This window comes from Ammonicoccus luteus, assembly GCF_050880385.1.
GTDB lineage: Bacteria > Actinomycetota > Actinomycetes > Propionibacteriales > Propionibacteriaceae > Enemella.
Genome location: NZ_JBNZCI010000001.1, coordinates 1 through 23,808 on the forward strand (window position 1 = coordinate 1; position 23,808 = coordinate 23,808).

General features: G+C 69.2%; 25 protein-coding genes. 24 read left to right on the plus strand and 1 reads right to left on the minus strand.

What is annotated here, in order from left to right; translation table 11 throughout:
• Positions 1–713: 713 nt before the first annotated feature.
• The 19 genes from ACQ260_RS00005 to ACQ260_RS00095 all read left to right on the plus strand — a co-directional run bounded on the left by ACQ260_RS00005 (position 714) and on the right by ACQ260_RS00095 (position 19,361).
• Positions 714–1,175, plus strand: a complete 462-nt coding sequence (locus ACQ260_RS00005; RefSeq protein WP_432557344.1) for a hypothetical protein — start codon at positions 714–716, stop codon at positions 1,173–1,175.
• Positions 1,172–1,981, plus strand: a complete 810-nt coding sequence (locus tag ACQ260_RS00010; protein WP_432557345.1) for a tetratricopeptide repeat protein — start codon at positions 1,172–1,174, stop codon at positions 1,979–1,981. The genes ACQ260_RS00005 and ACQ260_RS00010 overlap by 4 nt, the downstream gene beginning before the upstream one ends.
• A gap of 7 nt (positions 1,982–1,988) precedes the next feature.
• Positions 1,989–2,981, plus strand: coding sequence for an HAD-IIA family hydrolase (locus ACQ260_RS00015; protein ID WP_432557346.1), 993 nt, complete (start codon positions 1,989–1,991; stop codon positions 2,979–2,981).
• Positions 2,978–3,766 (plus strand): hypothetical protein, encoded by a 789-nt coding sequence (locus tag ACQ260_RS00020; RefSeq protein WP_432557347.1) that lies wholly within the window; start codon positions 2,978–2,980, stop codon positions 3,764–3,766. The genes ACQ260_RS00015 and ACQ260_RS00020 overlap by 4 nt, the downstream gene beginning before the upstream one ends.
• Positions 3,763–3,981, plus strand: a complete 219-nt coding sequence (locus tag ACQ260_RS00025; protein WP_432557348.1) for a hypothetical protein — start codon at positions 3,763–3,765, stop codon at positions 3,979–3,981. Before ACQ260_RS00020 ends, ACQ260_RS00025 begins: the two co-directional genes overlap by 4 nt.
• Complete coding sequence (locus ACQ260_RS00030) at positions 3,978–4,712, plus strand: TlyA family RNA methyltransferase (protein WP_432557349.1); 735 nt, start codon at positions 3,978–3,980, stop codon at positions 4,710–4,712. Before ACQ260_RS00025 ends, ACQ260_RS00030 begins: the two co-directional genes overlap by 4 nt.
• Positions 4,706–5,686 carry an NAD kinase gene (locus ACQ260_RS00035; protein ID WP_432557350.1) on the plus strand — a complete coding sequence of 327 codons (981 nt, stop codon included), beginning with the start codon at positions 4,706–4,708 and terminating at the stop codon, positions 5,684–5,686. The genes ACQ260_RS00030 and ACQ260_RS00035 overlap by 7 nt, the downstream gene beginning before the upstream one ends.
• The gene (gene recN / locus ACQ260_RS00040; protein ID WP_432557351.1) at positions 5,683–7,371 is read left to right on the plus strand and encodes a DNA repair protein RecN; all 1,689 of its coding nucleotides are present in this window, start codon (positions 5,683–5,685) and stop codon (positions 7,369–7,371) included. Before ACQ260_RS00035 ends, recN begins: the two co-directional genes overlap by 4 nt.
• A gap of 47 nt (positions 7,372–7,418) precedes the next feature.
• The gene (locus ACQ260_RS00045) at positions 7,419–9,824 is read left to right on the plus strand and encodes an SCO7613 C-terminal domain-containing membrane protein (RefSeq protein ID WP_432557352.1); all 2,406 of its coding nucleotides are present in this window, start codon (positions 7,419–7,421) and stop codon (positions 9,822–9,824) included.
• A 53-nt stretch (positions 9,825–9,877) separates the two neighbouring features.
• Positions 9,878–11,602, plus strand: a complete 1,725-nt coding sequence (pyrG, locus tag ACQ260_RS00050; RefSeq protein WP_432557353.1) for a CTP synthase — start codon at positions 9,878–9,880, stop codon at positions 11,600–11,602.
• Positions 11,595–12,305 (plus strand): NUDIX domain-containing protein, encoded by a 711-nt coding sequence (locus tag ACQ260_RS00055; protein WP_432557354.1) that lies wholly within the window; start codon positions 11,595–11,597, stop codon positions 12,303–12,305. Before pyrG ends, ACQ260_RS00055 begins: the two co-directional genes overlap by 8 nt.
• Positions 12,289–13,218 carry a site-specific tyrosine recombinase XerD gene (gene xerD, locus ACQ260_RS00060; RefSeq protein WP_432557355.1) on the plus strand — a complete coding sequence of 310 codons (930 nt, stop codon included), beginning with the start codon at positions 12,289–12,291 and terminating at the stop codon, positions 13,216–13,218. Before ACQ260_RS00055 ends, xerD begins: the two co-directional genes overlap by 17 nt.
• A gap of 45 nt (positions 13,219–13,263) precedes the next feature.
• Positions 13,264–14,199 carry a ParA family protein gene (locus tag ACQ260_RS00065; protein ID WP_432557356.1) on the plus strand — a complete coding sequence of 312 codons (936 nt, stop codon included), beginning with the start codon at positions 13,264–13,266 and terminating at the stop codon, positions 14,197–14,199.
• Positions 14,184–14,492: a hypothetical protein gene (locus ACQ260_RS00070; protein WP_432557357.1), complete on the plus strand. Its 309-nt coding sequence runs from the start codon at positions 14,184–14,186 to the stop codon at positions 14,490–14,492. The genes ACQ260_RS00065 and ACQ260_RS00070 overlap by 16 nt, the downstream gene beginning before the upstream one ends.
• Positions 14,489–15,358 (plus strand): segregation and condensation protein A, encoded by an 870-nt coding sequence (locus ACQ260_RS00075; RefSeq protein ID WP_432557358.1) that lies wholly within the window; start codon positions 14,489–14,491, stop codon positions 15,356–15,358. The genes ACQ260_RS00070 and ACQ260_RS00075 overlap by 4 nt, the downstream gene beginning before the upstream one ends.
• On the plus strand, positions 15,351–16,034 hold the full coding sequence (gene scpB, locus ACQ260_RS00080; protein ID WP_432557359.1) for an SMC-Scp complex subunit ScpB: 684 nt from the start codon (positions 15,351–15,353) through the stop codon (positions 16,032–16,034). Before ACQ260_RS00075 ends, scpB begins: the two co-directional genes overlap by 8 nt.
• Positions 16,031–16,777, plus strand: coding sequence for a pseudouridine synthase (locus tag ACQ260_RS00085; protein WP_432557360.1), 747 nt, complete (start codon positions 16,031–16,033; stop codon positions 16,775–16,777). Before scpB ends, ACQ260_RS00085 begins: the two co-directional genes overlap by 4 nt.
• A 9-nt stretch (positions 16,778–16,786) precedes the next feature.
• Positions 16,787–18,235 (plus strand): Pup--protein ligase, encoded by a 1,449-nt coding sequence (gene pafA / locus ACQ260_RS00090; RefSeq protein ID WP_432557361.1) that lies wholly within the window; start codon positions 16,787–16,789, stop codon positions 18,233–18,235.
• A 109-nt stretch (positions 18,236–18,344) separates the two neighbouring features.
• Complete coding sequence (locus tag ACQ260_RS00095) at positions 18,345–19,361, plus strand: FKBP-type peptidyl-prolyl cis-trans isomerase (RefSeq protein ID WP_432557362.1); 1,017 nt, start codon at positions 18,345–18,347, stop codon at positions 19,359–19,361.
• 10 nt (positions 19,362–19,371) lie between these two features.
• Here the strand turns inward: ACQ260_RS00095 and gluQRS are convergent, their stop codons facing one another.
• A complete protein-coding gene (gluQRS, locus tag ACQ260_RS00100; protein ID WP_432557363.1) occupies positions 19,372–20,280 on the minus strand; it encodes a tRNA glutamyl-Q(34) synthetase GluQRS in 909 nt (302 codons plus the stop codon).
• 50 nt (positions 20,281–20,330) lie between these two features.
• Here gluQRS and ACQ260_RS00105 point away from each other — a divergent pair, with 50 nt between their 5' ends.
• The 5 genes from ACQ260_RS00105 (at position 20,331) to tatC (ending at position 23,775) form a co-directional block, all read left to right on the plus strand.
• Positions 20,331–21,347 carry a helix-turn-helix transcriptional regulator gene (locus tag ACQ260_RS00105; RefSeq protein WP_432557364.1) on the plus strand — a complete coding sequence of 339 codons (1,017 nt, stop codon included), beginning with the start codon at positions 20,331–20,333 and terminating at the stop codon, positions 21,345–21,347.
• Complete coding sequence (locus ACQ260_RS00110; protein WP_432557365.1) at positions 21,344–22,345, plus strand: helix-turn-helix transcriptional regulator; 1,002 nt, start codon at positions 21,344–21,346, stop codon at positions 22,343–22,345. Before ACQ260_RS00105 ends, ACQ260_RS00110 begins: the two co-directional genes overlap by 4 nt.
• On the plus strand, positions 22,342–22,545 hold the full coding sequence (locus ACQ260_RS00115; RefSeq protein WP_432557366.1) for a hypothetical protein: 204 nt from the start codon (positions 22,342–22,344) through the stop codon (positions 22,543–22,545). The genes ACQ260_RS00110 and ACQ260_RS00115 overlap by 4 nt, the downstream gene beginning before the upstream one ends.
• Before the next feature lie 93 nt (positions 22,546–22,638).
• Positions 22,639–22,917 (plus strand): twin-arginine translocase TatA/TatE family subunit, encoded by a 279-nt coding sequence (gene tatA / locus ACQ260_RS00120; RefSeq protein ID WP_432557367.1) that lies wholly within the window; start codon positions 22,639–22,641, stop codon positions 22,915–22,917.
• A gap of 87 nt (positions 22,918–23,004) precedes the next feature.
• The gene (gene tatC / locus ACQ260_RS00125; RefSeq protein WP_432557368.1) at positions 23,005–23,775 is read left to right on the plus strand and encodes a twin-arginine translocase subunit TatC; all 771 of its coding nucleotides are present in this window, start codon (positions 23,005–23,007) and stop codon (positions 23,773–23,775) included.
• The last annotated feature ends 33 nt before the right edge of the window (positions 23,776–23,808 follow it).

Sequence of the window (23,808 nt, forward strand, 5' to 3'; positions counted from 1 at the left end):
CAACACACCCCCCAAAAGGGGGGGCAGGAAAAGGGTCTGAAACCACACGGTTCCAGACCCTTTCCCAATTCCAGGGCCTTTCGCCCATCGAAGCGGACTTCAGACTGGCACCACGCACGTGCTCGCTTTCACCCAGCAACTGCAGGCCGGCCGTGCGCCCTGGCTATATCGGGCCCAATGCGGGAGTGCGCACTCCCCGTTGGGGAGGACACCTTTTGCTTGGATCCCCGCGGACAGGCAGGATTGAGCGGTGGCAGACTACGAGCGGCCTCGACGCCCGCGCAACGATGGATCCCGCGGCCCCGGACGTGGCCCCAGCCGACCTCAGCGACGATCAGGGACCGGCAACCGTTCTCAGCGGAGCTGGGGATCAGACAGCGGGCGGGGTGAGGGCGGAGACCGGTCAGCGGGCCGATACCGCGCAGACAACCGGGATCGCGCAGACAACCGGGATCGTGCCGACAACACCGAGCGCAGAGACAACCGCGACGGCAGGGATAGCCGGGATCGCAGAGACAACCGCGACCGCAGGGATAGCCGGGATCGCGACGATCGCGGCGGCGAGCGGCGGTCTTGGCGGGGAGATGACTCCCGCGCCGGGACCTCTGGTGAAAGCGGCCGTCGCAGAGACTCCTCGGATTCACGGTTCTATGGCGACCGGCGGTCGGACGACCGCCGCTCCAGCGATCGGCGGCCGAAGGACCGACGCTTCGATGATCGCCGCGAGGACCGGGGCGAGCGCTCGGGCGGCCAGCGTTTCGACCGGAATGATCGCCGCGCAGGCGGTCGTTTCGAGCGTGGACCGGACGATCGTCGATCCGATGACCGTCGAGGCACTCAGGATTCGCGACGGGGTGGCGACAAGCGCCGTGATGAGCGACCTCGTTTCGAGCGGCGCGATGACCGGGACGGGGGGGAGCGCCGGGAGGGAGGTTTCCGCCCGGAGCGTCGCGGCGCCAGCGCAGGGGAGCGGTTCGGGCGCGGGGGCGATCGGCGTTCGGGCCCACGTGAGAACCGGCCCCAGGGAGGAGAGCGCCGCCCCTCGGGTGACCGGTTCGACCGTGGTGACCGGTTCGACCGTGGTGAGCGGCGTGACCGTGGTGACCGGTTCGATCGTGGTGAGCGGCGTGACCGTGGTGACCGGTTCGATCGTGATGAGCGGCGTCCATTGGTGACGGATCCGCCGTTGCCGGAGGACCTGGAACTGGATCTGCGCGAACTACCGCGTGGCATGAAGGCGGAATTGCGCAGCCTTCCTCCGGAGATCGCAGACAAGGTGGCCATGCGCCTAATGGCTGCAGGCAAGTTGCTCGAGGTCGATGCCACGGCGGCGTACGAGCAGGTGAAGGTCGCCCGGCGCATTGCGGCGCGACTTCCGATCGTGCGCGCGGCGACGGCGGAGACGGCGTACGCAGCCGGTGACTACCACGCCGCGCTCACGGACTACCGGGCGCTGCGGAGGATGAGTGGCGGGGATGAATACCTGCCGGTCATGGCCGATTGCGAGCGGGCCCTGGGTCGGCCCGAGGAAGCGTTGCGCCTGGCCAGGGAAGCGGCGGACGCGCGCCTCGACGCAGCGAGCGCTGTCGAGATGGTGATGGTCGAGGCGGGCGCTCGAGCTGATCTCGGCCAGCAAGCAGAAGCGCTGCGCCTGCTGGAAAGGGCCATTCGCCTGACCCAGCAACAGCGTCTGAACGACACGAGCAAGGCGCGGCTGCGGTACGCGTACGCCGACCTCCTCGTCGCCCAGGGCCGAGGGGACCAGGCTCGCGAATGGTTCGTGGCGGCCGCCCAACTCGACCGCGACGGCGTGACGGGCGCGGAAGAGCGCGTCGCGGAACTCGACGGCGTAATGATCGATTTCGACGACAGCGACGACGAGGACTGGGACGATCTGGAGGAGTCGGACGAGGAATCCCTCGAGGACGGATCTCTCGACGACGAACCTGTTGACACCGACGCCCTCGAGGACAAGGAGTGAGCTTCGCGTGACTGCGACGTTGATGGATGGCTACGACGCGGCCCTGTTCGACTTGGACGGTGTCGTCTATCTGGGACCGGTAGCCGTCCCCGGTGCCGCCGAGGGGTTGGCGGAGTTGCGGAAACGCGGCGCCCGGATCGGCTTCGTGACCAACAACGCGGCTCGCTCACCCCAAACCGTGGTGGATCACCTCGGCGAGCTGGGGATCGACGCCGCGCTCACCGACGTTGTCGTTTCTTCCCAGGCAGCAGCTCGCTTGCTCGCTGAACGCGTGCCGGCAGGTTCGCCTGTTCTCGTGGTCGGGACCGAAGCGCTGGTCGAGCAGATCGAGGGTGTCGGGCTGCGGGTCGTCGAGGAGGGGGAGAGGCCTGCGGCGGTGATTCAGGGATACCATCCCGACCTGCCCTGGCAGCTCATCAATCGCGCCTGCTATGCCATCGAGGACGGCGCGCCTTGGGTCGCCACCAACACGGACTCGACCCGTCCGACCGACTTGGGGCTCGTGCCGGGGGCGGGAGCGCAGATCGCCGCAGTGCGGATGACCGTCGGCATCGATCCAGTCGTGGCCGGCAAACCATTCAGTCCCTTGCTCGAGGAGACCGTCCGGCGCCTCTCCGCGGCGCGGCCGATCTTCGTCGGGGATCGCATCGACACCGACATCGACGGCGCGGCGACCCTGGGCATGGACAGCCTGTTTGTCTTCAGCGGCGCCCACGGCAAGCGAGACGTGATCGCGGCCGCCAACAGACCGACCCACGTGGGTCTTGATCTCCGGGCGCTCGTCGGACCTGTCGGCGAAACGGCGGTGGGGGAGCGGATGGCGTCCTCCGGTGAGGCGTGCGTACGCCTTGACGACGCCGGCTGGAACATCACCGCACCGCACGACGCCGAGGGGCAGCTAGCCGCGTTCCGCGCGCTGCTGGCCCTGGTGCCCGCCGGTGCCGACCCGACCGAACCGGCGCTCGCCCTGGCCCTGGACCAACTCGATCTGCTGCCGTGATCGGCATTGCCCGGCTCGCCAGGGCCCGGGGGTCGGCGAGATTCGCTAGCGTGGTCAGCAACGAAATGGTTACAAGGGGAGGAACGCCGGTGTTACTCGAAGTGCTTCAGAACTACATGGATGCGGTGAATGGGGCGACCCGGCTGACACAGCGCAACGCCACGGCCATGGCGCGGAACATTCTGATCCAGGCCGGCATGGAGCCGGCAGCCGACATCGTGCACCAGCTGTCCGAGCAGTTGATTGCGGCGCAGGAAGCGCAATACGCGATGATGCGCCAGATGATCCAGGCCGAGGTCAGCGCGACCATGGAGCGCATGGGCGCGGCTAGCCGAGCCATGGGCTACGGCAGCTCGAGCGGCGCCCCCGTCATCGACACTCCCGCGGCACCGGCCGTCGAAGCGGCACCGGAGCCGGAGCCGGAGGTCGAGTCCGACCGGCCGCGTCAGGAAGACCTCATGAAGGAGCAACTGGCCAAGCCGAAGGACGAGCCGGCCGAGGAGCCGGTCGCGGCAAAGAGTGCGCCAGCGTCGAAGGCCACCAAGACGGCTCCGGCGAAGAAGGCACCTGCTGCGAAGAAGGCCACCGCGGCGAAGGCAGCGCCGGCCAAGAAGACGACGGCGAAGTCGACCGCCTCGAAGTCCGCTGCGTCGAAGACGACTGCGTCCAAGACGACTGCTTCGAAGACGGCCGCTTCGAAGGCAGCGCCGTCGAAGACGACCGCCCGCAAGACCACCGCGCAGCCGCGCAAGACGGCTGAGGGTGACGGGACGTCATCGTCGTGACGGGCGCCCCCACCTTCCCGGGGGCAGCCGTGCCACGTCCGGGCCCGGGGAGCACGGCCCCGCCGTCCCCCGAGGTCCCGACCCATCCCGAGGTTCACGCTGCGCTGGCTGACCTCGCGAAGCAACTGTCCGATCTCCCGCTCGCCGAGCACCACGATCGCTATGTGGCGGTTCTCGAGATGCTGCACGGGGTGCTGGACGCCGACGCCACGTGACCGTTCGCCTCGACACGCTCTTGGTCGACCGCGGGCTCGCCCGCTCCAGGAGCCAGGCCGCGACACTCGTGCGCGAGGGCCGGGTCCGGGTGGGTGGTGTGACCGTGCGCAAGCCTGCGACGGCTGTTCCACCACAAGCGGACCTCGATGTCGATGTCGACCCTTGGGTGTCCCGGGCTGCGCACAAACTGCTGGGCGCGCTCGACGACCTGGGGATCGCCGTCCCGGACCGGGTGCTGGACGCAGGTTCGTCCACGGGCGGCTTCACGCAGGTGCTCCTGAGTCGGGGCGCCAAGCGCGTCTTCGCGGTCGACGTCGGCACGGATCAGCTCGCGGCCCAGCTCCGCGACGATCCCCGCGTGAGCGTCCACGAACAAACCAACCTCCGCGATCTCACGCTCGCGCATGTCGACGGGGAGCCGGTCGACCTGGTGGTCGCCGACGTGTCGTTCATCTCGCTGACACTGCTGCTGGCACCGCTGCTGGCTGTTCTTGACTCCTCCGGCGCCGCGTTGCTTATGGTGAAACCCCAATTCGAAGTGGGCCGCGAGCTGCTCGGCAAGGGCGGCGTGGTGCGGGATCCGGCCCAGCGTGCCGCAGCGGTGGCCACGGTGTCAGCGGCCGCGGAGGCGCTCGGCTGGCGAACCATAGCCGAGGTCGCGAGCAAACTCCCCGGCCCCGCTGGGAACGTGGAGTATTTCCTCCACCTCCGTTCGGCTCACCTATGCTGAGCCACGTGAGAACACCCGAGACATGTCGCCGCGTCGCTGTTCTCACGCATATTCACCGGCCGGAGGCCGTCGCGGCCGCCTGCCGCTTCATCAGTGGCATGACAGACCAGGACATCGCCTGTTTGATGCCGCCCGCCGATATCGACGCGATGGGCGCCGCCCTTGATGGCCTGGTGGTCCAGCCTCTGTCGGAGGATCTCCCGGCCGGTGAGGTCGAGGTCGCGGTGGTGTTCGGTGGCGACGGCACGATCCTCCGCGGTGCCGAGTGGGCGATGCCCGCCGACGTGCCCTTGCTCGGCGTCAACCTGGGGCACGTGGGCTTTCTGGCGGAGGCCGAGTCCTGGGAGATCGACCAAGTGGTCGCACACGTGGTCAGCCGGGGCTGGACGATGGAGGAGCGTTTCGTCGTCGAGGTCGTGGTCAGGGATCGACCCGCCCGGGAGGGCGGCCGTGAGATCTGGCGGTCGTTCGCGGTCAACGAGGTCTCGATCGAGAAGGCCGCACGGGAGCGCATGCTCGAACTGTTGATCGCAGTGGACGACCGACCGCTGCACCGGTGGGCCTGTGATGGCGTGCTGGTGGCGACGCCGACGGGCTCGACTGCGTACACGTTCTCCGCGGGCGGACCCGTCATCTGGCCGGAACTCGACGCGCTGCTCGTCGTGCCGCTGAGCGCCCACGCCCTGTTCGCGCGCCCCCTGGTCCTCGGCCCGCAGTCCACGGTCACCTGCCAGCTCGTCGACACGGCGCCCGAGAACAGCGGCGTCGTCTGGTGCGACGGCCGCCGGAGCGTCGATCTGCGCGGCGGCATGGAAATCGAGGTCTCCGCCGGGCCCCACCGGCTCCGGATGGCACGCCTTGGCCTGGCACCGTTCACCGACCGGCTGGTGCGCAAGTTCGGCCTGCGGGTCGAGGGGTGGCGCGGTGCAGCGGAGGCGCGCAACAACCGAGCCGCGGGGCAGCAGCAACCGTGATCAGTGAACTCCGCATCCAGGATCTGGGTGTGATCGAGTCCGCGACCCTGGACCTGGCCCCGGGGTTCACCGCGGTCACCGGCGAGACCGGTGCCGGAAAGACCATGATCGTGACCAGCCTCGGTCTGCTCCTCGGGGGCCGCGCGGATTCGGGCGCCGTGCGGCGAGGCGCAGACCGAGCGCGCGTCGAAGGCACGTTCACCGGAGTGTCGGGTGAGGTCGGCGTACGCGTGGCTGAAGCGGGCGGCGAGCTCGAGGAGGACGCGCTGCTGGTGGCCCGGCAGGTGACCAACAACCGGTCGCGCTGTTTCCTCGGCGGGGCCGGTGTGCCCGTGTCACTCGCCGCCGACATCACCGCCGACCTCGTCACCATTCACGGCCAATCCGAACAGCTCAAGCTCGCTGCACCCGATCGACAGCGGGAGATTCTGGACCGGTACGCCGGACCGCAACTCGCTGCCGACCTCAGCGACTATCGGCGGGACTGGGCCGAGCGACAGGCTGCTCGCGCCGAACTCGTCGAGCTTCGTGATCATGCGCGCGAACGAGCACGGGAGGTCGATCTGCTGCAGTTCGGGCTCACCGAGATCGAGCAGATCGACCCGCAGCCAGGAGAGGACCACGCGCTCGCGGAGGAGGCCGACAAACTGCAGGCCGTCGATGACCTGCGGCTGGCCGCCCACACGGCATTGGTCGCCCTCGCGGGCGACGAGGACAGCATCGACGCCGGATCAGCCCTGACGGCCGCGGCCACGGCCCGCAAGAGCCTGCAGGACGGTGCGGATCGCGATGCTGCCCTGGCGCCGTTCGCGGAGCGCGCGACGGATCTGCAGGTGTTGGCGTCGGAGCTTGCCCAGGACGTGGCCGCGTACCTCTCCGATCTCGAAGCCGACCCCCATCGACTCGAGTGGATCGCCGAACGCCGGGCGGCGCTGCAGGGGTTGACGCGGAAGTACGGCGAAACTGTCGACGAAGTCCTCACCTGGGCGCAGACGTCGGCGGCCAGGCTCGGGGAGCTCACGTCCAGTGACGACCGCATCGACGAACTCGCCCTGCGGGTCGAAGCCCTCGACCGCGCCCTCGCCGCCCGCGCAACCGCCGTCACGAAGAAGCGGCAGCAGGCAGCCGATCGCCTTGCCGACGCCGTCCGCGGCGAACTCACCGCGCTGGCCATGCCGCACGCCCGACTCGAGTTCGCCCTGGAACCGCTCGGCGAACTCGGCCCGCATGGCGCCGAGCAGGTCGTGCTCCAGTTCACCGCCAATCCCGGGAGCGCCCCCCGCCCAATCGGCAAGGTCGCCTCGGGTGGCGAGTTGTCCCGCATTCGGCTCGCGCTGGAGGTGGTGCTGGCGGAAGGGTCCGGCACCGGAACGTTCGTCTTCGACGAAGTCGATTCCGGCGTCGGCGGCGCCGTGGCGATCGAGATCGGCCGACGGCTCGCCAAGCTCTCCCAGCATGCTCAGGTCGTCGTCGTCACCCACCTCGCCCAAGTAGCGGCGTTCGCCGACCGGCACCTGCTCGTGCGCAAGGCATCCGACGGGCAGGTCACCACCTCTGGCGTCCACCTGCTCGGCGACGAGGACCGGGTCGCCGAACTGGCGCGCATGATGGCCGGCCTCGAGGATTCGGACACAGCGCTCGCCCACGCGCGCGAGCTGCGGACTCTGGGCGCCAGGCGCGACTGAACCCCGCCGCCCGCACCATGGAACGGTGACCGATCGACGAGGGATTCGTGGCTGACAAGGCAAACGCTAGCTATTTCGATGCAGCACGCTGCCCGGTGTGCGGGGTTCCGCGGGCCGGGGAGGAGTGCGGTGGGTGCGGGATATCGTACGCAGACACCCGCGTCTCCGAACTCGGCCGGATCCTCCTGCAAGCCGACGCGCTCCGCGGCGACCTGCTCCGACAGCCGCGCAGGACTCCACCGCGCAGGACTCCACGGGACCGGACCCCACCGCACCAGGCCGCCGCACCAGGTCCGGGGCCGGCTGGGCGAGCACCCGCTCAGAGCCCATCGGTCGGCTGGATCCTTCTCGGCGTCGGCGCCCTGTGTCTCGCGGTCGCAGCCGGCATCTTCATCGCCGTCACCTGGGACACCCTCGGGTGGTTCGTCCGCGGGCTGATCATGCTCGGGGTCACCGGTGTCTTTGCGGCGCTGACCGAGGTGACGCGCCGCAAGCAACTGCGTGCCTCGGCCGAGACGCTCGCCGCCGTCACCGGAGTGCTGTGGACGGGAACGCTCATCGCCAGCGCGCGACTGCTGCCGGGCAGCGCCTGGTGGACCGCCCTGATCGGGCTCCTGATGCTCTTCGCGGCGCTGGTCGCGGATCGCTGGCATGCCCACCACCGCGATCGGCTCCGAGCGGTTGATGCGCTCGCCGCGATAGCGCTGCCGGTCCTGTTCGGCGGTGCGAGTGTTGCGGCGGGGGAGCGGCAGGCACTGGTGTCGATGGGCGCAGTGGTGGCGGCCACGGCTGCCCATTTGCGCTGGTTCCGTGGCCGGCTGATCGTGACCCGCGGGGTCCTGTTGGCTATCGGCGCCCTCGCCGCTGCCGGGCTCGCCGCCCAGGGCCTGATCGGGCTCGCCGGGGAGGCCCTCGTCGACGGGTGGCGGGTGCTGTTCGTGATCACGGCGCTGGGGGCGCTCACCAGGCTGAGCGCGGTGCGGCTCGTCCGACGCGCGGCTGCCGCAGTGGCCGGCGCCCTCGCCGCCGGTGCGCTGCTGGCACTGACCGGACGGTTGCCGTTCGAGACCGCGGTCTGGGTCATGCTGGCGCTCACGGTTCCGGGCCTATTGACCTGGCTCGGTGCCCGCGGTCACGGCGAGCTCACCGCAACCGTCCGGTCCGCGGGACTCGGCTGGCTGGTCCCCCCGGGCGTCTTCGGCCTGGGCTTCGTCCTCGTGACGCTCGCGCGGATGGTCCCCGGACCGGGCGTCGCCGAACCAGGACCGTTGTGGATGCTGAGCACGATCGGCTTCATCGGCCTGGGGCTCGTCGCGGCCGTGGTTCGCACCCAGCGCCGACAGCGCTCGCTCCGCGCTTTCGATGCAGGGCTGGTCCTGGGCGCCTGGACGGTTTCGCTGGTGCTCGTCTACGGCTCCTATCCGATCGCTCTCGCCGTGCTGGCCCCTGCCTTTCTGGGTCTGCTCGCGCTCGCTGCCAGGACCGGGCGTCGGGTGCCGTTCTGGTGTGCGGTCGCGCTCGCGGTCTGGCTCTGGAGCCTGGTCGCGGCCGGAGGCTGGATCGCGCCGACGGCTCTCCTGGTCGTGGGGCTGGCGGCGCTGGGCTGGGGATATGGCCGGTGGCCGCTGCGTGTCGGCGCGCTGATCGTCGGCTGGCTCGCACTGCCGGCGGTTCTGCTCCTGCTGAACGAACCTCTGCGCAGCCTCGGGTTCGACGCCGCCGACGCGAACGCGGTGTGCGCGGTCCTGGTTGCCGTCCTCGCTGGAGCCGTGCTCGCCACGCACCAGTGGTGGTGGCTGGACCATCGCGCCCGGGTCGTGACGGAGATCGCGGCGCTGTTCTGGGCCGCTGCCGCGGCGCTCATCGCCCTTGCTGTCGCCGACCGACCCACCACCGCGCTGTGCCTGCTCGTGTTCGGTGTCGCGCTGGTCGTGGCAGGGCAGCCGCCCGAGCGGCGGGCGTACGCCTGGTCGGCCATCGGCGTTCTCACTCTGGCCAGCTGGACGTGGTTGATGCACCAGGGCGTCACGCTCGTGGAGTGGTACACCCTCCCCACCGCCGCCGTCCTCCTCGCCATCGGGACCCGCACGCTGCGACGCGACCGGGCAGCCAGCTCGTGGCGTACGCTCCTGCCCGGCCTCCTCTTCGGCGTGCTCCCGAGCACGACGCTGGCCCTCAGCGAACCCATCTCCATCCGCGCACTCATCGTCGGCGTGGCCGCGGTCGCGCTCATCCTTGTCGGACTGGTCCGACACCTCGCCGCCTGTTTCGTCGTGGGCGCGATCGTGCTGGCGCTGCTGGCGGTGGTGGAATTGTGGCCGTACGCGGCGTATGTGCCTCGCTGGGCCGGGTTCGCGGCCGCCGGTGTCCTGCTGGTCGCCATCGGTGTGCGCTGGGAAGCCCGACTGCGGGACCTCAAGCGGATGGGCGGCTATCTCCGCGGTCTCCGCTGACGCGCCTGAACGGCGTAGGCGAAAACCGTCTGTTCGGGATAGGCTGAAACCCCGTGGGAAGCGCCAAGAAGACCAAACACGTATTCGTGACCGGAGGCGTCGCCTCCTCGCTCGGCAAGGGCCTCACGGCTTCGAGCCTCGGCAGCCTGCTCAGCGCCCGCGGCCTGCGGGTGACCATGCAGAAGCTGGATCCCTATCTCAACGTGGATCCCGGCACGATGAACCCCTTCCAGCACGGCGAGGTTTTCGTCACCGAGGACGGGGCCGAGGCGGACCTCGACATCGGGCACTATGAGCGGTTCCTGGATGTGAACCTCAACGCCGATGCCAACGTGACCACCGGCAAGGTCTATTCGACGGTCATCACCAAGGAACGGCGCGGTGACTATCTCGGCGACACGGTCCAGGTGATCCCGCACATCACGAACGAGATCAAGGACGAGATGCTCGCGATGGCCACGCCGGGCATCGACGTGGTGCTCCACGAGATCGGCGGCACCGTCGGCGACATCGAGTCCCTGCCGTTCCTGGAGGCCGCCCGCCAGGTCCGCCGGGATGTCGGTCGCGAGAACTGCTTCTTCCTGCACGTGTCCCTGGTGCCCTATATCGGCCCGTCGAAGGAACTCAAGACCAAGCCCACCCAGCACTCCGTCGCCCAGTTGCGCCAAGTGGGCATCCAGCCCGACGCGATCGTGTGCCGCGCGGACCGGGACCTGCCGGAGGGCATCAAGCGCAAGATCGCGCTCATGTGCGACGTCGAGGAGGAGGCCGTGATCTCGTGCCTCGACGCCCCGAGCATCTATGACATCCCCAAGGTGCTGCACCGCGAGGGACTGGATGCCTATCTGGTGCGCAAGCTGGACCTGCCCTTCCGCGATGTCGAGTGGACCGTGTGGAACGACCTCCTCGACCGGGTGCACAACCCGACGAACGAGGTGACGGTGGCGCTGGTCGGGAAGTACATCGACCTCCCCGACGCCTATCTCTCGGTCGTCGAGGCGCTGCGGGCCGGTGGTTTCGCCGCGAAGGCGAAGGTGCACATCCGGTGGGTCGCGTCCGACGAGTGCGTCACGAACGAGGGGGCCCGCAAGCACCTGTCCGACGTCGACGCGGTCTGCGTCCCGGGCGGCTTCGGGATCCGGGGCGTGGAGGGGAAGCTGGGCGCGCTGAAGTTCGCCCGGGAGAACCGCATCCCGACCCTCGGCCTGTGCCTGGGCCTGCAGTGCATGGTGATCGAGTTCGCCCGCACCGTCGTCGGCATCGACCACGCGGCGTCCACCGAGTTCGATCCCGACACCGACAACCCCGTCATCGCCACCATGGCCGAACAGGTCGACATCGTCTCCGGGAGCGGCGACCTGGGCGGCAGCATGCGGCTCGGTTCCTATGACGCCGACCTGGTGCGCGGCTCGATCGTGGCAGGGCTCTATGGGGTCCACCACGTCGCCGAACGGCACCGCCATCGCTACGAGGTCAACAACGCCTATCGGGATCAGCTGGAGAAGGCCGGGCTGGTCATCTCCGGCACGAGTCCGAATGGGACCCTGGTGGAGTTCGTCGAGCTCCCGGCCGAAACGCACCCCTTCTATGTCGCGACCCAGGCCCACCCGGAATACAAGTCCCGGCCGACAAAGGCCCACCCGCTGTTCCTCGGTCTGATCCGCGCGGCCCTGCGCCACCAGCGTTCGGGCCGGCTGTGGGAGGACGTTGACACCGAGACCACGAGCACGCAGTCGGAGGGGTCCGAGCCCACGAAGGATGCGTCGACCGATGACTGATCCCGCGCAGCTGCCGGTTCGTCGCGACGCCGCAGACACCCCCGAGCTCTGGCCGGTCCGGAACCGCCGCGTCCTGGCGAGGGGACGGCTGTTCGACTATTTCGCCGATGAGGTCGAGACCCCCGACGGGGACACGATGCGTCGCGACTTCATCGACCACACCAGCGCCGTGGCCGTCATCGCGGTCGATGCGGACGAACAGGTGGTGGTCGTCCACCAATACCGCCACCCGGTCGCCTTCCGCCTCATCGAGCCTCCCGCCGGACTGCTGGACCAGGATGGCGAGGACTGGTTGGCCGCAGCCCAGCGCGAGCTCGCCGAGGAAGCGGGTCTGGCGGCGGGGGAGTGGCGGCTGCTCGTCGACATGATGACCACTCCCGGCGGGGTGAACGAGTCGATCCGCATCTATCTCGCGCGGGACCTGCGGGCGGCGGGCGCCCCGGACGGGTTCGAGCCCGAAGGGGAGGAGGCCCACATGGACCTCCTGCGGGTGCCGGTGGACGACCTGGTCGCGGGCATCCTGGCCGGGCGCCTGCAGAGCCCGTCGCTGGTGGCGGGGGTGTTGGCGTACGCGGCGGCTCGCGACCGGCTCGACCGACTCCGACCGGCGGACTCGCCGTGGCCGGCCCGCACCCAGGTGACCCGCATGCGCGCCGCCGCCCCCGGGACCGAACGGGACGAGTCGCATGGCGACCCCGCTTGAACAGCTGATCGCCACCTTCTTGGACCATCTCCAGGTCGAACGGGGCATGTCCCGCCACACGGTCGCGGGCTATCGGCGCGATCTTGCCCGCTATGCCGACCACCTCGCGGGCCGGGGCATCACAGACCCGGCCGCGGTGACACCGGCCGACATCACCGGCCACACGGTGGCGCTGGGCGCGACGCTCGCGCCCGCCAGCGTCGCTCGTGCCACCGTTGCGGTCCGCAGCCTGCATCGATTCGCGGTCACCGAAGGGCTCACCGACCAGGATCCCGCCGCCACGGTGAAACCGCCCCGGCAGGGGCAGCGGCTCCCCAAGGCACTGCCGCTCGATCAGGTTCAGAGGCTGCTCGACGCCCCCGACACCACCACCCCGGAGGGACTGCGCGATGCCGCGCTGCTGGAACTGCTCTATGGCACCGGTGCCAGGATCTCCGAGATCGTCAATCTTGACGTCGACGACGTCGGGCGGCTCGTCGGTCACGACGCCGACCCCGGCGCGGGGCTCCACCTGGTCGGCAAGGGAGACCGGGAGCGGATCGTGCCCCTGGGCCGCTATGCCCGGGCGGCGATCGATGCGTGGCTGGTCCGGGGGCGGCCCGCGTACTCCACCCGCGGCCGCGGCACCACCACGCCCGCCCTGTTCCTCAACGCCCGCGGCGGACGGCTTTCGCGACAAAGCGCGTGGGCACTGCTTCGGGCGTACGCCGACAAGGCGGGGATCACCGCCGAGATCTCGCCACACACCCTGCGGCACAGCTATGCGACCCATCTGCTGGACGGTGGCGCCGACGTGCGGGTGGTGCAGGAACTGCTCGGACATTCGTCGGTGACGACGACGCAGATCTATACGATGGTCACGGTGGATCATCTGCGTGAGACCTATCTGACGGCGCACCCACGGGCGTACTAGGCTCGTGGAATCCACTTGCTCGACCACCTCCGAGAGGACCAATCAGTGGCAGCACTCGATCAGAACCGGACCGGCACCACCCAGGCGCCGACGGGTCCCCTGTTCGACGTCGAGGAACCGCTGACCGACGACGTCAATCAACTCGGCCCGACCGGCCGACCCTGGCCCGACCTGCCCGAACCTGCCGCCCCGGGACCGGGTCCGAAGCGCGCGCTGATCCTCGCGATGTGCAACCAGAAGGGCGGCGTCGGCAAGACCACGACGACGATCAACCTCGGTGCCGCGCTCGCGGAGACCGGTCGCAGAGTCCTCCTGGTCGACTTCGATCCGCAGGGATCGCTGTCGGTGGGCCTCGGCATCAACCCGCACACGCTGGACGTCAGCGTCTATAACCTCCTCCTCACGCGCGACACCGATGTCGACGAGGTGATCGACGAGACGATCGTGGAGGGCATGGACATCCTGCCGTCCAACATCGACCTGTCGGCAGCTGAGTTGCAGCTGGTGTCCGAGGTTGCCCGCGAGCAGGTCCTGACGAGGGTCCTCGACCGGGTGCGAGATCGCTACGACGTGATCCTCATCGACTGCGCGCCGTCGCTCGGTCTCCTCACGATCAACGCGCTGACCGCGGCCGACGGGGTGATCATGCCGCTGGAGTGCGAGTTCTTCGCACTGCGCGGAATTGCACTGCTCACGGACACCATCGCCAAGGTGCAGGAACGCCTGAATCCGCGTTTGGAAATCACCGGCATTCTGGGCACAATGTATGATTCACGCACGTTGCACAGCCGTGAGGTGCTCGAGCGTGTCGTCCAGGCGTTCGGTGATGTGGTCTTCCACACAGTGATCCGTCGGACGGTGAAGTTCCCCGAGACCACGGTCGCGGGCGAACCGATCACGACTTATGCATCGTCCTCACCCGGGGCCGAGGCATACCGTTCATTGGCCCGGGAGGTGCTCCACCGATGCCCCGCAAAGTGACCCTGCCTGGCTCGAGTGATCCGCTGCGCGCAGCAGAGATCGCTGGCCGAGCGCCGGTTGAGACCAGCCCCTCGAGGGGGACGGGTCGGGTCCGGCACGAAGAGAAAATAACGGTCTATGTCAGCCGGGCCGAGCTGCTCCGACTCGAGCAGGCACGGCTGAGCCTGCGCGCCGAGCACGGGCTGGCGGTTGACCGCGGCCGGATCGTGCGCGAGGCCGTGGCCGCCGCGCTCGATGAATTCGACGCCGAGGGTTCCGACGCCGACCTGTTGCGCCGCCTGGCCGAGTCGTGACCCCTGCGGAGGACGGGCCGGAGCACACTGAACCCTCTGGCTTCACCCTCCACCTCGACAACTTCGAGGGCCCCTTCGACCTCTTGCTGCAGTTGATTGCCAAGCACGAGCTCGACATCACCGAAGTCGCGCTGTCTCGCGTGACCGACGAGTTCATCGCCCACATCAAGGCGGCCGGTGCCGTGTGGGATCTCGAGAAGACCAGCCACTTCCTGGTCGTCGCCGCCACCCTGTTGGATCTCAAGGCTGCTCGCCTGCTGCCGGACGGGGAGATCGAGGGCGAGGAGGATCTCGCACTTCTCGAGGCCCGTGATCTGCTCTTCGCCCGGCTCCTGCAGTACCGCGCGTTCAAACACGTGTCGTTCTGGATGGCGGAGGTGCTGGCGACCGAGCAGCGGAGGTACGCCCGCCCCGGCGGACTCGAACCCCAATTCGCGCGGCTCCTCCCCGAGGTGCGTCTGCGGGTCACACCGGATCGCCTCGCTGCGCTGGCCGCGAGCGCGATGGCCCCCAAACAAGCGGCGCAGGTGTCGTTGACCCATCTGCACGCGCCGAAGGTCAGCGTCCGGGAACAGGCCGAGCTGCTGATCGACCGGCTGCGACTCCGCCGCACCCTGAGCTTCCGCGCCCTCATCGCGGACTCACCCGACCGCATCACGACCGTGTGCCGCTTCCTCGCGCTGCTCGAGCTCTTCCGGGAGCGCGCGGTCGTGTTCGAACAAGACATGCCGCTCGCGGAACTGGTGGTGCGGTGGACTGGATCCGACACCGGCGAGCTGGACATTTCGGACGAGTTCGACGAGACCGACCCGGAATCGGCACCTGACCGCACCCAGGACGACACGGAGGAGACCATCGATGGCTGACCTCACCGGGGCCCTCGAGGCCTTGCTGTTGATGGCGGAGGAACCGGTGGCGGCGGTGACCCTGGCCGAGGCCGTCCAGGAGCCGGTCGAGCGGGTGACGGCGGCCCTCGACGAGCTCCGCGAGTTCTATGACGCCACCGGGAGAGGTTTCGAACTCCGGCATGTCGCGGGCGGGTGGCGCTACTACACGCGGGCGGAGCATGCCGACCTGATCGGCCGCTGGCTCGTCGACGGGAGACACGCGACCCTGTCCCAGGCCGCGCTCGAAACCCTCGCGGTCATCGCTTATCTCCAGCCGGTCTCCCGCAGCCGGGTGGCAGCGGTTCGCGGGGTGAGCGTCGACGGCGTGATCCGGACGCTCACGGCGCGTGGCCTGATCGCCGAGTCCGGGACCGACGAACACTCCGGCGCCATGCTGTTCGCCACCACGCCGCTGTTCTGCGAGAAGATGGGCCTCGCGTCGCTGGCCGAGCTTCCTCCGCTGGCGCCGCACCTGCCGGACGCCCTCGATCTGGAGGCCGAGCTCGCCCGAGAGGCTGCCCGCGCGGACGCCGCGGCTGCCCTCGCCGGCGTGGACGAGGAGGGGGCGATGGCCGAGCCGGCGGACGAGGATCAGGTGGGCAGCGACTCGGCGTACTTTCCGGGAGAACCACCACAAGACCAAGGAGACCAATGACTGAGGATGCCCCCGAGGGCGTGCGCCTGCAGAAAGTTCTCGCCCAGGCTGGAGTCGCCTCGCGCCGGGCCGCGGAGATCATGATCGCGGAGGGCCGCGTGGAGGTCAACGGCAAACCCGTCACCGAACAGGGCATGCGAGTGGATCCGGAACGCGACCACATCCGGGTCGACGGGTCACGGATTCCGAGCGCCCGACGGCATGTCTATCTGGCCTTCAACAAACCCAAGGGCGTCGTCTCCACGATGGAGGATCCCGAGGGTCGGCCGACGCTGACCGAATATCTGCCACGCAACACCCCGCGGCTGTTCCACGTCGGCCGCCTCGACTTCGAGACCACCGGCCTGCTGCTGATGACCAACGATGGAGATCTGACCCAGCGGCTGTCCCATCCGTCCTATGAGGTGCCGAAGACCTATCTCGCCGAGGTCGACGGGGTCATGGACAACCACGCGCTCAAGCGCCTCGAAAAGGGCGTGACGCTCGACGACGGCTTCGTGAAGGCCGATCGCGTCAAGCTCGTCTCGCGGCACCCGACGACCGAACGGACGCTCGTGCAGGTCACCCTGCACTCCGGAGCCAACCGCGTGGTGCGTCGCATGCTCGACTCCGTCGGGTTCCCCGTCCGCAAACTGTCGCGGATCGCGTTCGGTCCCATCCGGCTCGGGACGCTGCCCGTGGGGGAGACCCGGGAGCTCACCCGCGAGGAACTCGGCAAGCTTCTCGACGCTGCCAGCATGTGAGGAGGCACGATGGAGCAGCCGTTCCTGACCAGACGCATCTATGGACTGGAGACTGAGTTCGGGGTTATCTGCAACACCCTCGGCCACCGTCGGCTCAGCGCTGACGAGGCGGCCCGGCACCTGTTCCGGGACGTCGTCGCGTGGGGGCGGTCCAGCAACGTGTTCCTCGCCAACGGATCGCGGATCTATCTGGACGTGGGGTCGCACCCGGAGTACGCAACCGCCGAATGCGACGACATCGACGAGTTGATCGCGCATGACCGGGCCGGGGAACGGATCTTCCACGACCTCGCCCAACGTGCCGACGGCCGGCTCGCCGAGGAAGGCATCGACGGTGCCCTCTATCTGTTCAAGAACAACACGGACTCCCACGGCAACTCCTATGGCTGCCACGAGAACTATCTGATCGGGCGGACACGCGAACTCGGTCCCATCACCATGAACCTGGTGCCGTTCCTGGTCTCCCGCCAACTCATCTGCGGCGCGGGCAAGCTCGCCCCCAATGGGGAATATCGCGTCTCACAGCGCGCCGACCACATGTGGGACGGGGTGTCGTCCGCAACGACGCGCATGCGGCCCATGATCAACACCCGCGACGAACCGCACGCCGATCCGGGCCGGTTCCGCCGGCTGCACGTGATCATCGGTGACTCCAACATGTCCGAGACGTCCACCTGGCTCAAGGTGGGCAGCACCGAACTCGTGCTGCGGCTCATCGAGTCGGGCACCGCACTGCGCAATCTCGCGCTCGAGAACCCGATCCGCGCGGTCCGGGAACTCGCACGGGATCCGTTCGGCCGCACCGAGGTGATGCTGGCGACCGGGCGCACGATCACCGGACTCGAACTGCAGCAGGAATATCTGCAGGCGGCGCTGGACCTCGTCGAGCGCACCGGGGATCCGGGCGAGCGGCTGCGGGCGGTGCTCGGGCTGTGGGAACGCGTCCTCGCCGCGCTCGAGGCCAAGGACATGACCCCGCTCGAGGCGGACATCGATTGGGCGATCAAGCACAAGCTGCTGCGCCGATATGCCGACCGCAACTCGCTCCCGTGGACCGACCCCCGCATCCAGCAACTCGACCTCGCCTATCACGACATCGCCCCGGGGCGTGGGCTGTTCACCCTGTTGGAGGCGCGTGGGGCGGTGAGCCGGGTGACCGATGACGAAACGGTCGAGCGTGCTCGGACCGAGGCACCGCGGACGACGCGTGCCCACCTTCGCGGCGCCTTCGTGACGGCCGCCCAAGCGGCCGGTGTCGACTATTCCGTCGACTGGACCACCCTCAAGGTGAACGAGCCACCGCCGCGCGCGTGGCGCGCCCCCGATCCGCTCGCGAAAGCCGGAACGGAGGACAGCCTCTATCTGCCGGTGCTCTGCAAGGACCCGTTCGCCGCCACGGACCAGCGGGTCGACCGACTTCTCGAACTCCTGGCCAGAACCCGTCCGCAAGACGTGTGAGCTCCGGGCCGCCGGGCCGACTTCGGGTAGCGTGGCAGCCTGGATCAGGCCCGGGACATCGATCCCGCGGCCGTCCCATCGCCCTCGTCGCCCGACCGAAAGCTGGACCGTGACTCGTCGCCTTCGCGCCCTCCTGCCCGCCACGCTGGCCGTTGCCCTGATCACGCTCTCCGCCTGCGGGTCGGACGCCCCCGACACGGCTGCCTCGCCGGGGCCGAGCCCCACGGTGACCGCCGCCGAGAGCGCCGAGCCCACGCCGACCGCTGAGGCGACCACGTCGGCCACTGACCTCGAGGGCATCACGGTCGAGGGCGCGCCGGGCGAGGAACCCAAAGTGACCGTTCCCGCACCGTTCGGGGTCGATGAGACCATCAACCGCGTCATCACCCCCGGTGATGGTCCGGTGGTGCGTGAGGACGGATCGGTCGAGGTCCACTACGTCGGCATCAACGGGCGGACGGGGGAACCGTTCGACGACTCGTGGAGCAGCGGCGCGCCCGTCCAATTCTCGCTGGCCCAAGTCGTGCCCGGTTTCGCCAAGGGACTCGCCGGCGAGCGAGTCGGCAGCCGCGTGCTGATCGCGATGCCCGGCAAGGACGGCTATGACAGCAGCGGCGGCAACCCACAGGCCGGCATCGAGGTGGGCGACACCCTGGTGTTTGCCGTGGACATCACCGACGCCCCGCTCGAGCGCGCCGAGGGTGACCCCGTGGCGCCCCGCGCGGGCCTCCCGACTGTGGAGTTCGACGGTGACAAGCCGAAGGTGACGATCCCGGCGGGCGCGGCGGCACCGACCGAACTCATCGTCCAGCCGCTGATCCAGGGCAAGGGCAAGCCTGTCCAGGCCACCGATGCGATCACCGCCCGCTATCAGGCGGTGCTGTGGAAGGACGGCTCCGTCGTCGACGACACCTATGGGGGTGCCGCCGAGACCGAGCTCCTCTCGGCCCTCATCCCGGCCTGGCAGGAAGCACTCAAGGACAAGCCCGTCGGCTCCCGCCTGCTGATCGTGTCACCGCCCGACAAGGCCTATCCGGCCGATCCGGGAGCCCGCAAACCCAATCCCGCAGCGGGCGAGACGGTGGTTTACGTTCTTGACCTCCTCCACACCCAGCCCGGTCAGTGAGACCGGCGGCTCAACTCCCCACACGGAAGACGGACGGTTCCCGCGGCAGCGCTGCGGGATCGAACCGCTCGAGCAACAACTCCGGGGTCACCTGCTCGCCCCCGGCGCTGAGCCCCAGGCTCTCGCCGATCCAGCGCAGCACCCACGCCACGTCGCGTCCGGACGCCGCCAACTCGGTGAGACTGATCGCGCCGTCGCGTTTGGCCAGGCGCACCCCGTCGGCGTTGACGACGAGAGGGACATGGGCGTACGCGGGCACCGTGCCCCCCAGCTGTTGCGCGAGCCACGCCTGGCGCGGGGCGGAGGACAACAGGTCGTCCCCGCGGACCACCTGGTCGACGCCCATCGCGAGATCGTCCACGACCACCGCGAGGTTGTAGGCCCAGACACCGTCGCCGCGGCGCAACACGAAGTCGTCCACAGGTCCGCTGATGCGGCCGGCGATGTCGTCCGTGATCGTCATCCAGGCCTCGTCCGCGCGGATCCGCAGTGCCCCCCGGCGCGTGCGGCGCCGCTCGGTGCGCTCGGCCTCGGTCAGGTCGCGGCAGGTTCCCGGATAGGGCCGGAACCCGTCCCGTGTCTCGTGGGGTGCGCTGGCGGCCTCCGCGATCTCGCGACGGGTGCAAAAGCACTCATAGACCCGATCGTCGAGGGACGCGACGGCTGCGGCGTACTTGTCGAGGCGCTGCGACTGCCGCACCGGGTCGCCGTCGAAATCCAGCCCGAGCCGCGCGAGATCGGCGAGCTGACGGGCCTCGGTGCCGTCCGCCGCACGCACCCGATCGGTGTCCAGGTCCTCGACCCGCAGCAGGAAGGCCCGGCCGGTGCTGCGCGCGAACAGCCAGGCGAGCACGGCCGTGCGCAAATTGCCGATGTGGAGATCCGACGTCGGACTGGGTGCGTATCGCCCCGCTGCCACAGCACCTCCCTGGTAACGTCCCGGCTGTCGTGGAAAGGGAACGGTCCAGCATGGCACCTCGCAAGTCCGAGCGCATTCTGAACCTGACCATCTGCCTGCTCTCGGCCCGGCGATTCCTGACGCGGGAGCAGATCCGGGGTGCGGTGGAGGGGTACGCGGGGCTGTCCGACATCGCGTTCGAGCGCATGTTCGAGCGGGACAAGGAAGAGCTCCGCGAGCTGGGCGTCCCGGTCGAGACCGGCACCGAATCCACCTACTTCGGCGACGAGCTCGGCTATCGCATCCCGCGCGGGGACTTCGAGTTGCCACCCATCGGGTTCACCGCCGACGAAGCGGCGGTCGTGTCCATGGCCGGCCGGGTCTGGCAGGAGGCCAACCTCGCCGAATCGACCCAGCTGGCGCTGGCCAAGCTGAGGGCCGCAGGACTGGTGAGCCCGGACCGCACGGAATTGCTCGCCCCGACCTCGACCGCGCGGGTGGCCGCCTTCGAACCGCTGTGGCAGGCGTTGGTCGCCGGTCGACGCGTGCGCTTCGACTACCGCCGAGCCGGCGGCGAACAGTCCGCACGGCGTCTGGTGGAGCCTTGGGGAATCGTGTCCCACAAGGGAAACTGGTATCTGATCGGGCTCGACGTCGACCGCGCCGACACCCGCATGTTCAAACTCGCCCGCATCCTCGACGAACCGGTCGCCGAGGGCCCCGATGGTGCTGTCCGCGTGCCGGAACCGCTCGATCTCCGTGCCCTTGCCGAACGCCTCGAACCGGGCCGGCCGGATCGACGGGCGCTGCTCGCGATCCGAGCGGGCAGAGCACCGGCATTGCGACGACGGGGTGAACCGGTCGAGACTCCGCGGTTGCCGGGCGGGGGTCGCGTGCCGGGTGGATTCGAGACGTACGCGGTCGGGTTCGGCGCGCTCGACGTCATGGCGACCGAGATCGCCGGGAGCGGCAGCGATGTGATCGTGCTCGATCCACCGGAGCTGCGCGCGCTCGTGCGCCGCCAGCTGGCCGCGGTCGTCGAGAGCCTGCGGCCCGAGAACGCACCGGTCCCGGGGGGTGCATCGTGAGTCGACGTGCGACTTCTCGGGAGCAGGTGCCCCGGCTGCTGTCGTTGGTGCCGTATCTCCAGCGCCGTCCGGGCGCCCGCGTCGCGGATGTCGCCGCCGAATTCGGGATCACCCCGGCGCAGCTGCGCAAGGACCTGGGGGTGCTCTATATGTGCGGCCTGCCGGGCCTGCTGCCCGGTGATCTCATCGAGATCGACATGGAGGCCGTGGACGGTGACGGGGTCATCTTCCTCACCAATGCCGAGTTCCTGGCCCGCCCGCTCCGGCTCACGCCCGCAGAGGTCCTCCCGCTCATCCTGGGGCTGCGGACGCTGCGGGAGGTCGCCGGTTCCGATGCGCTCGCGAGCATCGACAGTGCGTTGGCCAAACTGACGGCCGTGGCCGGTGACTCCGCCGACCTGGCCGATCGCATCCGGATCGGCGTCCGGGCCGCCGACGAACCGGTGCGGGAAGCGATCTCGACGGCGCTGGGAGCGGGCGTACGCCTGCGGCTCACCTATGACTCGCCGAGCCGCGGCCGGACGACGACCCGGCTGGTGGACCCGGACAGTTTGCGGATGCGGGACGGGTACGCCTACCTCGAGGCCTGGAGCGATCCGGTCGACGAGGGCAGCGCGGGCGGATGGCGGAGCTTCCGGCTCGACCGCATCGCGGAGGCGGAGGTCACGACGGAGCCGGCGATCGAGCGGCCGGGCGCGCCGGATCCGCCCGAGGGGTGGCTGGATCGGCTCAGCACGGCCGCCGAGGTGGAGCTGGAGCTGGCGCCGCCGGCGACATGGGTGGCGGAGTACTACCCCGTGGCGGAGCGGACACCACAGCCGGGTGGTGGTCTGCGCGTGCGCCTGCGGGTGGCCGATCCGGCCTGGTTCCGGGGACTGCTGCTGCGGCTCGGTGGCGACGCGACGGTCGTGGCGCCCGCGGGGGCAGGCGAGTCGGCGGCACTGGAGGCGGTGGCTGCGGAGGCGCAATACGCGGCGCTGTTCGGGACATCATCATGAACTGGTGGTTAATTTTCGGCGCGATCGGGTTGTACGCCGTCCTCCAGACCGTGCTGCTCGTGTGGTGGCTGTGGCGCAAGGGACGGGGCGTAATCGCCGAGTTCGGCGTGCTCGCCGAGCGCGCCGACCAACTCGCCGACATTCTGGGCGGCCTCGACCCGTCCCAGCAGGGGCCCGACGCTCGTGAACGGTTGCATTGACCACCCTGCGCGTCGACGTAGGATGGCGGACGTCGCGATCGGAACGATTGACGAACGGGCGGGGGCCTGACCTCGCGCGAAGAGAGGAACGACATGACTCCGCTGGTGTTCGGTCTCGGACCGATGGAACTGGTCATCATTCTGGTCGTGGTGCTGCTGCTGTTCGGCGGCTCCCGTCTTGCCGGGCTCGGGCGCAGCAGCGGCCGGGCGATCCGGGAGTTCAAGGAGGAAACCCGCGGTTTGAAGGCCGAGGACGAGGCAAAGAAGGCTGCCGACCGCCCTCGTGGGATCGAGGATGCCGGCGCGACCCGCCCCGACGTTGCGGACGCGGAGATCGTGGAGCCCAAGCCGCGTCCCGAAGACCAGCGCTGATCCACGGTGACTGAGGTTTCCGCGCGCCCCCGGCGCAGGATCAGCCTCAAGTGGCTGAAACCTCCGCCCGTCCCCAAGGACGGGAACATGACGCTGTTCGAGCACTTGGCCGAACTGCGTTATCGACTGGTCGTCGCCGTCTTGTGGATCGTGCTTGCGATGATCGTCTGCGCGCTCTTCTATGGCCGTCTCTACGACGTCCTGCTCCAGCCGTTCGTGTCGGCCAGCGAGGCACTGATGGCCCGCCGGCCCAACGCGGAGATCCAGGCGGTGAACATCGGCGTCACCGCGCCGCCGATCCTTGCGCTGAAGATCGTCGGAGTCGCCGGGCTGATCGCGGCGGCGCCCCTGTGGCTCTATCAACTCTGGGCGTTCCTCGCTCCCGGCCTGCTGGCCAAGGAGAAGAAGTGGGCCCTGCTGTTCCTGGCCGCGGCGACCCCGCTGTTCCTCAGCGGCGTCGCGGTCGGCTATTGGGTGCTGCCCAAGGGCATCGAGGTCATGCTGGGCTTCACCCCGGAATCGGTCCCGGTGGCGAACCTGCTGGATCTGCAATATTTCCTGACGTTCCTCATCCGGCTCATGCTCGTGTTCGGGCTGGCATTCCTGCTCCCGGTGGTCATCGTGACCCTGAACCTGGTCGGGGTGGTCAAGGCCAGACAACTGGCGAGCGCACGGCCGTTCATCATCTTCGGCGTCTTCATCTTCGGTGCGGTTGCGACCCCGTCCACCGACCCGTTCTCGATGCTGGCGCTGGCCCTCCCGATGACGGTGCTCTATGGCATCGCCGAAGTGATCTGCCGCATCAACGACAAGGCGAGACGGCGTCGCGACCCCGATGCCGACCTGCTCGACCTCTGATTGACGCACCGTCCGTCACCGCCTGAAGCCCAA